Source organism: Coleofasciculus sp. E2-BRE-01 (assembly GCF_040221695.1).
Taxonomy (GTDB): Bacteria; Cyanobacteriota; Cyanobacteriia; order Cyanobacteriales; family Coleofasciculaceae; genus Coleofasciculus.
In genome coordinates this window covers 1-8,820 of record NZ_JAVKEA010000122.1, presented here as the reverse complement: position 1 = coordinate 8,820, position 8,820 = coordinate 1, and the positions used below count along the sequence as shown (strand labels likewise).

The 8,820-nt window shown below is 46.3% G+C and carries 9 protein-coding genes; 5 read left to right on the top strand and 4 right to left on the bottom strand.

Annotation, left to right across the window (positions count from 1 at the left end):
* Positions 1-314: 314 nt before the first annotated feature.
* Positions 315-1,511 carry a glycosyltransferase gene (locus RIG66_RS14520; RefSeq protein ID WP_446379133.1) on the top strand — a complete coding sequence of 399 codons (1,197 nt, stop codon included), beginning with the start codon at positions 315-317 and terminating at the stop codon, positions 1,509-1,511.
* Between the two features lie 68 nt (positions 1,512-1,579).
* On the top strand, positions 1,580-2,167 hold the full coding sequence (locus tag RIG66_RS14515) for a YdcF family protein (RefSeq protein ID WP_446379131.1): 588 nt from the start codon (positions 1,580-1,582) through the stop codon (positions 2,165-2,167).
* A 54-nt stretch (positions 2,168-2,221) separates the two neighbouring features.
* On the opposite strand, the gene RIG66_RS14510 is transcribed toward RIG66_RS14515, so the two are convergent.
* Entirely contained in the window at positions 2,222-3,637 is a 1,416-nt protein-coding gene (locus tag RIG66_RS14510) for an NCS2 family permease (protein WP_446379129.1), read from the bottom strand.
* A 43-nt stretch (positions 3,638-3,680) separates the two neighbouring features.
* Here RIG66_RS14510 and RIG66_RS14505 point away from each other — a divergent pair, with 43 nt between their 5' ends.
* On the top strand, positions 3,681-5,231 hold the full coding sequence (locus RIG66_RS14505; protein ID WP_446379127.1) for a dolichyl-phosphate-mannose--protein mannosyltransferase: 1,551 nt from the start codon (positions 3,681-3,683) through the stop codon (positions 5,229-5,231).
* 23 nt (positions 5,232-5,254) lie between these two features.
* Here RIG66_RS14505 and RIG66_RS14500 read toward each other — a convergent pair whose 3' ends face one another.
* Complete coding sequence (locus tag RIG66_RS14500; protein ID WP_446379126.1) at positions 5,255-5,932, bottom strand: Uma2 family endonuclease; 678 nt, start codon at positions 5,930-5,932, stop codon at positions 5,255-5,257.
* Here RIG66_RS14500 and RIG66_RS14495 point away from each other — a divergent pair.
* Positions 5,860-6,039, top strand: coding sequence for a hypothetical protein (locus RIG66_RS14495; protein WP_446379135.1), 180 nt, complete (start codon positions 5,860-5,862; stop codon positions 6,037-6,039). The genes RIG66_RS14500 and RIG66_RS14495 overlap by 73 nt on opposite strands.
* A gap of 47 nt (positions 6,040-6,086) precedes the next feature.
* Here RIG66_RS14495 and RIG66_RS14490 read toward each other — a convergent pair whose 3' ends face one another.
* Positions 6,087-6,251 carry a hypothetical protein gene (locus RIG66_RS14490; RefSeq protein ID WP_446379124.1) on the bottom strand — a complete coding sequence of 55 codons (165 nt, stop codon included), beginning with the start codon at positions 6,249-6,251 and terminating at the stop codon, positions 6,087-6,089.
* Positions 6,252-6,499: 248 nt separating this feature from the next.
* On the opposite strand from RIG66_RS14490, the gene dnaK reads away from it, so the two are divergent.
* Positions 6,500-8,566 (top strand): molecular chaperone DnaK, encoded by a 2,067-nt coding sequence (gene dnaK, locus RIG66_RS14485; RefSeq protein WP_446379122.1) that lies wholly within the window; start codon positions 6,500-6,502, stop codon positions 8,564-8,566.
* Positions 8,567-8,611: 45 nt separating this feature from the next.
* Here the strand turns inward: dnaK and RIG66_RS14480 are convergent.
* Positions 8,612-8,820 (bottom strand): hypothetical protein (locus tag RIG66_RS14480; RefSeq protein WP_446379120.1); only part of this gene is annotated, 209 nt, incomplete at its 5' end.

Below are 8,820 nucleotides of genomic sequence, written 5' to 3'. Positions count from 1 at the left end.
GGGAACATTTAAGGATTAAAGATAACCAACAGACTCCCTGTGAGTCACCCAGATGATTATCATTCTCATTCCCCTTTTCATTCTCAATAAACCTGTCAATAAGCTACCATCTTTTTGAGGGAAAGAGGGGTGAAATGCTTTTTCTGCCGAGCTTTTGAGTTGCTTGTCACCCCTTCAGAAAAGTAGCTGTAATTTTGAAGATTTCTAGATTTTTAAATAGCCCGATTAGGGAAGCCAATTATAGTTAAAATATTATAACAAAGGCTTGAGATGATTAATCATGCTGAGAGGAAGTTCTAAAAAAATAAAGAATAATGAAAATTTTATGGATTACTCCCTATTTGGGTGATCATTATGGGGGACCGGGAAAAGTCATTATCGAACTGGCACAAGCAATTAGCCAATTTAATATATCTATCGATGTGATTACAACGAATGCTAATGGTAAAGATAGATTAGATTATACTCTAAAATCATGGCTTGTATACGAAAATTATCAAATTCAGTATTTTCCATGTTGGCATAGCAACGACTTGATTATTAGCACCTCTTTACTCCGGTGGCTCATTAGCCATAGAAGGAACTACGACATAATTCACACAAATACTATTTTTTGTCCTCTGATTTCTATTGCCCAATGGATATGTATGATTTCCAAGATTCCTTACATTACAACGCCCCATGGAATGCTAGAACCTTGGGCATTATCTCACAAAGCCTGGAAAAAACAATATTACTACGCTTTATTTGAAAAACCAGCTCTTCAACAAGCCAGTGCTATCCAAGTGCTTGCCAGGACTGAAGGTGAGAATATGAATGATTTGGCGATTAAAAGTCCTAGAGTGGTTATTCCCAATGGTATCCACCCGCCCCAACTGACTAAATTAGCAAACCCTAATATTTTCTTCCATCAATTCCCGACAACCCGAAATAAAACCCTAATTTTATTTTTGGGTCGCCTTGATCCGAAAAAAGGACTCGATTTACTTGCTCCTGCTTTTGCTAAAGTTCATCGTCAGTTTCCGCAGACGCATTTAGTTATAGCTGGACCCGATAATATCGGCTTTTTGCCCACAGCTAAACGCTATTTTACACAAGCAGGCTGTCTAGATGCTGTCACCTTTACAGGGATGCTCACCGGATCATTGAAATATGCTGCTCTAGCCGCCGCGACTCTATACGTTGCTCCATCTTACTCCGAAGGCTTCAGTATGTCTGTCTTAGAAGGTATGGCGTCAGGATTACCCAGTATAATTACTACAGGCTGCAATTTCCCAGAAGCGGCTGAGGCTAAAGCCGCTCATGTTGTGGCAATTGATACCGAGGCTATTGCCAATGCCTTAATTAACTGCTTAAATCATCCTCAACAAGCCAAAGTGATGGGAACTCGCGCCCGTGAATTCATCTTTCAAAACTATACTTGGGAACAAGCGGCGAAAAAGCTGATCCGAGTTTACACTGCTATTATTGAAAAAAAACCTTTACCAGAAGATTTAACCTATAGCCAGTGAAGGGTGTTTGTTGCTGTCACAAACGATATCGTTTTTTGGGTTGGGTCAGTGTTACCCTCATCCTACTATTGATCGGTATCATTCCCCTGCGGCTGGCGATCGCACAATACCAATCACCCTACCCTCAAGCAATTCTAACCTTAGGCGGTGGGCGCGATCGCGAACGATTCACCGCCCAATTTGCCCAAACTCACCCCTCCCTAAACATCTGGGTTTCCAGTGGTTCACCCCCTGATATTACCTATACTATTTTCCAAAATGCCAATATTCCAATTCAGCGCGTTCATCTCGACTATCACGCCGTCGATACCGTCACCAATTTCACCTCTCTCGTGGCTGACTTCAAACGCCGAAAAATCCAACATATCTACCTAATCACCTCAGACTATCATATCCCCAGAGCCAAAGCGATCGCGACTCTTGTCCTCGGAAGCCAAAGCATCACCTTCACCCCCATCGCCGTATCCTCCAACCAACCCCCTGAATCCTGGCTGCGTATTCTTCGTGACAGCATTCGCGCCCTACTATGGATTATTACAGGTCATACTGGCGCTACACTTAAGTCACAATTGATTAGTCATTTGTCATTCGTCATTCGTCCTTTGTTATTTCTTGGTTATATCATTTATGAGAACCTCTGCGAACCTCTGCGTTAACCTCTGCGTCCTCTGCGTTAAAAAAGTACAATTGATCGGGGAACACCCTTAAACTCATCCACCACTATTCAGCGCCATCACGATAAAACGTAGCACAAAAATCCCCGCCAAAACCCACACCGCGATCGCGACTTCATGGGCTTTCCCCTGAAATCCTTTAATTAACGGGTAAGTAATCAATCCAATCGCTAAACCTTCGGCGATCGAATACGTCAATGGCATCATTAAAATTGTTAAAAAGGAAGGAATTGACTCCGCCGGATCATCCCAATGAATTCCCCGTAAATTCCCAGCCATTAATACCCCCACAATTACCAATGCTGGCGTCGTAGCAAACGCTGGAATTCCCGACAGTAACGGAATAAAAAAGATCGAACCAATAAACAAAACCGCGACAACAACAGCCGTAAATCCCGTGCGCCCCCCTTCCGCAATCCCCGAAGCCGACTCAATATACGTCGTCACCGTCGAGGTTCCCAAAACTGCCCCTACTGTGGTTCCTACTGCATCCGCCATCAATGCTTGATTCGCCCGGGGCAATTCCCCCTGTTCGTTAATATAACCCGCCTGCATCCCCACCCCAGTCAGCGTACCCACGGTGTCAAATAAGTCTACAAACAGAAACACGAACAACACTGCTAGGAAATCCCAGCCATTCACCTGATTGATTCTACCCAATCCCGCGATCGCAACTCCGACTAAATCCACAGGTAACTCAGGAACACCGATGATCCCCTCTGGTAACGGAGACACGCCGAGAATCCAGGCTAGCGCCGCCGTTGCCAAAATCCCCCATAGCAGCGCCCCGGTGAGGCGACGGGCGACAAATGCGGAGGTAATTAGGATACCCGCGATCGCAATTAATGTCGAGGGTTGACTCAAATCCCCTAATTTTGTTTTCGTCACTGCATCAGCGGCGATAATCCCCGCCCCACTTAAGGCAATATAGGCGATAAATAAGCCAATTCCAGCCGCTGTTGCCCGTTTCAGACAATTGGGAATCGCTTTGACGATTAAATGACGGACATTTGACAACGTTAGGGCAATAAAAATCAACCCTTCGATTAAGATAGCAGAAAGGGCAATCCGCCAGTCGATGCCTAATCCCAATACCACCGAGTAGGTAAAAAAGGCATTAAGCCCCATACCGGGTGCAAGGGCAAGGGGGTAATTCGCCCACAATCCCATAACTAGGGTAGCAATTGCCGCAGAAAGTGCTGTGGCGATGACCAATTCATTAAACAAATCTCCTGATGCTTGTAAAAAAATAGCATCGGATAAAATTCCCGGATTCACCACCAAGATATAAGCCATCGTCATAAAGGTGGTGAACCCTGCCAATAGTTCTATGCGGATCGTAGTGTGGTATCGATCAAATTTAAAGAATTTAGCCAAAACTCCCGGCTGTTTCGCTGGTTGTCCAGACGGATTAGCATGGGAATGCGCTTGATTTGGATCATGATGACTCATAAGTATCGCCTGAGATGCCCTAAGATTTAGCCATTAGTATTATATGATTGGGAATCATAAATTATATCACTTATCAAAGTATTGGTTTCGCCTTGGATTAATCGCTATTTTTTTAGCCTCAGTCCTACTTCGATTTTGGGGATTAGGTCGATTTAATATGCTGGTATTTGACGAGGTGTATTATGCCAAATTTGCCAATAACTATTTAACCGGAACAGACTTTTTCAATGCCCACCCGCCCTTGAGCCAATATATTATCGCGATCGGCATGTGGCTGGGTTCTCATCTTCCCTGGGATCACCATACTATGAATGGTTTGGCGGGTTCATTACGATCGACCTGGAGTTACCGTTGGCTGAATGCGCTCACGGGTTCGTTTATTCCCTTAGTTGTTGCCGGAATTGCCTATCAGCTTAATCGGCGTCGCAGCTATGCGTTAATCGCCGCCTTGTTAGCTGGGGCGGATGGTCTATTTTTAGTTGAGTCTCGCTACGCGCTGAATAATGTCTATTTGGTTATTTTGGGATTATTGGGGAATTTATGTTTGTTAATCGCACTCAATCAATCTCAGTCGAAACGCTGGATAATTTTGGCATTATCGGGTGCTTTTTTCGGCGCATCTGCTTGTATTAAATGGAATGGTTTATGGTTTTTATTCGGGGTTTACCTCCTGTGGGGAATGGCTTGGTTGCTTCGGTGGAGAGGAGATAGTTCAAAATTTAAACCTTGGGTTGGGGCGGGTTTAGTTGCATCAGGGTCAAAAAGAGACGATAGTAGTGAAACCCGCCCCTACAAACCATGCACTACAGCGAAGCGAAGGGTCAACACTCAACACTCAACACTTAAAACTCCCTTAGTTAATTTAACTCAATTAAACGGGATTCAATTTTTAGTCAATTTTGCCTTAATTCCGGCGTTGACGTATAGCTTACTTTGGATTCCCCACCTAATTATGAATCCCCAACCCGGGTTTTTGGAAGCCCACTATAGAATTTTGACGTTTCACGAAAAAATCGGCAGCGGACCCGATGTTCATCCCTACTGTTCTAAATGGTACACTTGGCTAATTATGCTGCGACCTGTGGCTTACTTTTACCAAACCGCCCAGAGTACCCGCGAACAAGTCCCGGCTTACCCTCCGTTACCCAAAGGATATGGTCAGGTGATCTATGATGTCCATGCGATGGGAAATCCTATCCTTTGGTGGTTATCAACAGCAGCCATTTTATTGTTACTGTTGCTGTTGCTACAGCGTATTTTTTCAGGAATGTGTGGATATTTTCCACCCACAACAGTGAATTATATTAGCCTCTATTTAGGTCTTAACTGGTTGGCTCAGTTAGTACCTTGGATTGGGGTAAGTCGCTGTACATTTTTATACCACTATATGGGAGCTTCTGTGTTTTCTGGGTTAGGGTTAGCTTGGCTGATTGACCGTTGGCTACATCGAGAGCAAGAATTTTGGCAAATTGCGGCAATAACGGTTATCAGTTTAATTCTGTTGGCATTTGTCTTTTGGTTGCCGATTTATTTAGGATTACCTTTATCTCCTGGGGGTCATCAACTGCGAATGTGGTTCCGTTCTTGGATTTAGATTATTTTGTTATTGGTCATTGGTCATTGGTCATTGGTCATATCGGCGCTTGTAGTGCAAGAAGGCAGAAATAACTGAACAGCTAATATCTCCCCCAGCTCCCTCAGCTCCCTCAGTTCTAACTGAGGAAACAAAGGAGACAGAATTGTCGCGTCTCCTTGATATCGCGCTGCCTGGTATTCATCGTCAATTAAACGATTGATCGTTACAGTGGGTTGTTTAGGAGATCCAATATATTGAACTCCTCCGAGTCCAGCATAATCGACAATCCAGTATTCCCGAATTCCGAGTGTTTCGTACTCATTTAATTTAATCCGGTAATCGTCCCGCCAATTGGTGCTGACAACTTCAATCACCAGGGGAGGTGGTATGTATGCTGCCGCAGATGCTGAACTTTGGCGCATTCTTTGCCATTCGTCTTTGGCGAATATCACAATATCGGCTTTACGACTGGACTCATTTTCACCGGGGGCGTTATTCAACCGGACTTGCTTGCTCTGACGGGGAACATAGGGTAAATTAAAGTCTTGGCAATGGTTGTTCAGGAGACGACAAAGCCCATCAACAACGTCTTCATGTTTAGCTGTAGGTTCACTGAGGGGCATGGCAACTCCTTTGACAAGCTCGAATGACCTACCGGAGCCATCATCCCAGTTCAGAAATTCCTCGAAGGTCAGGGGTTTGTTGGCGATCGCGATCATTGTTATTGCTCCAATTCATCGGTCAGCTTGATTTGGCTTATGTCTATGTTAAGGTTAAGGGAATTTTTTACTCAAACGACCAGGGATGCGATCGCACTCACCGATAAGTTGGGATGGTGTGTTCCCATGATGGAGTTCGAGTGAGTCATGGGAGTTATTGGTAGGAACGCACCCGACAAGACGGGTATCGCACTCGCAACAAAGGCTGTTGAGTCATATCATGTCCGGTCAAACACCCCTGAATAAAAACAGGCAAATAGTTTTTGCTCTCAAATAATAGAACAAGGGCGGGTTTTGCATCACAGTTATCAGAAATCATCAAGGTTAATCCCTAAACCCGCCCCTACAAAACTTGTGATTTTTACTCATCTTCCCCATCTTCCCCAGCTCCCCCATCTTCCCCAGCTCCCCTAGCTCCCCCAGCTTCCCCAGCTCCCCCTCTTCCTCACGATAGAATAGGTAAAATGACCAGCGATCGCACTTCCTCTGGTCAACTATCCATTAAAATCTCTAAAGTTATTGTATTCAGCGATTTGGCATTAACAGCGAGAGGAGACAAAAGTACGCATGGGCAAGGTAGTCGGCATTGACCTAGGGACAACAAACTCTGTGGTAGCCGTCATGGAGGGTGGCAAGCCGGTTGTCATTGCTAATGCAGAAGGTATGCGGACAACCCCTTCTGTGGTGGCTTTTAGTAAGGAGGGGGAACGCTTAGTCGGACAAATGGCACGCCGCCAAGGGGTTCTGAATCCCCAAAATACGTTTTATGGGATTAAGCGCTTTGTGGGGCGTCGATATAGCGAACTCAATCCTGAGTCAAAGCGCGTCCCCTATACGATTCGCCGTGATCCAGAAGACGCGATTAAAATTCGCTGTCCCCGCTTGAAGCAGGAATTTTTCCCGGAAGAGATTTCGGCGATGGTACTGCGGAAGTTGGCGGATGAGGCGACTCGCTATCTGGGTGAAGAGGTGACGGGGGCGGTGATTACGGTTCCCGCCTATTTTAATGATTCCCAACGACAGGCGACGCGAGATGCGGGGCGGATTGCGGGGTTGGAGGTGTTGCGAATTCTCAATGAACCCACAGCCGCATCCTTAGCGTATGGGTTGGATCGGGAAGACAGTCAGACAATCTTAGTCTTTGATTTGGGCGGTGGTACGTTTGATGTCTCGATTCTAGATGTGGGGGATGGCGTATTTGAGGTGAAAGCCACCAGTGGCGATACTCAATTGGGGGGAAATGATTTTGACCGCAAAATCGTCGATTGGCTAGCCGAACAGTTCCTGGAAGCCGAAGGCGTGGATTTACGCCGCGATCGCCAAGCCCTCCAGCGATTGATGGAAGCCGCTGAAAAAGCCAAGATTGAGCTTTCGGGGGTGGGGGTGACGGAGATTAATTTACCCTTTATCACCGCTACCGCCGAGGGACCGAAGCATCTGGAAACCCGACTGACTCGCCCCCAGTTTGAGGGATTGTGTGGAGAATTGGTGAGTCGTTTACGTCGTCCCCTGAAACGCGCCTTCAAAGATGCGGGATTGACGCCTGTACAAATTGATGAGGTGGTTTTGGTTGGGGGTTCGACTCGGATTCCCTTAGTTCAGCAATTGGTGCGGAGTTTGATTGACAAAGAACCGAATCAAAATGTGAATCCTGATGAAGTAGTGTCCGTCGGCGCAGCCATTCAAGCGGGTATCCTGAGTAATGAAGTCAAGGATGTGCTGTTGCTGGATGTGACGCCGTTATCGATGGGATTGGAAACTATTGGTGGGGTGATGAAAAAACTGATTCCCCGGAATACGACTATCCCCGTGCGGCGATCCGATATCTTTTCCACCAGCGAAAATAATCAAACCCTCGTAGAAATTCATGTCCTGCAAGGGGAACGGGAAATGGCAAATGATAACAAATCCCTGGGACGGTTTAAGCTGACCGGAATTCCGCCTGCGCCCCGAGGCGTTCCCCAAGTGCAAGTGGCGTTTGATATTGACGCTAATGGGATTTTACAGGTAACCGCCCTGGATAAAACCACGGGACGGGAGCAAAGTGTGACAATCCAAGGTGCATCGACCTTAAATGAGTCGCAAGTGCAACAGATGATTCGCGACGCTGAGGAAAATGCCCAATTGGATCGTCAACGGCGGGAACGGGTAGAGAAGCGCAACCGCGCCGAAACCATGGCGACGGATGCAGAACGCCAACTCAAGGAAGTGACGCTGGATTTTGGCACCCAATTTGCCAGTGCGTATCGACGGCGGATTGAAGCCCTAGTCTTGGAACTCCGAGACGCGATCGCCCAAAATGATGATCGGGCGATTGATCGGGCGCAGTCAGATTTACAAGATACTCTCTATGAACTCAAACGGGAGGTACGGTTAGCTTACGCCGAAGATGAGGATGATGACTTTTTTGGCTCAATTCGTCGTGTCTTCACTGGAGAAGACGAAGACGATGCTTATTGGGAACCCAGACGGCGTGAACCGCGTGAACCCCGTGATCCGTATGATTATGGTGTAGGGACAGGTCGATCCAGTCGCCAACGCGATTACGAAAGACCCAGAAGTTATTCTCGTCGCGATGTTCGTTCCGCCCCCTTAGAAAATGATTGGGATGAAGAGGATGATGATTGGTTTTAAATAGTGTAAAGGCGTAGCATGGCACCTCTGGGTGTAGGGGCGGGTTTAGGGAATAATATTGATTGTCATCCCTAGCTTGGCGGCAAAACCCGCCCGGTGTGTAGGGGCAAGAACCATTTGACCAATGACCAATGACCAATGACCAATGACCAATGACCAATGACCAATGACCAATGACCAATGACCAATGACCAATGACCAATGACCAATGACCAATGACCAATGACCAATGACCAATGACCAATGACCAATGA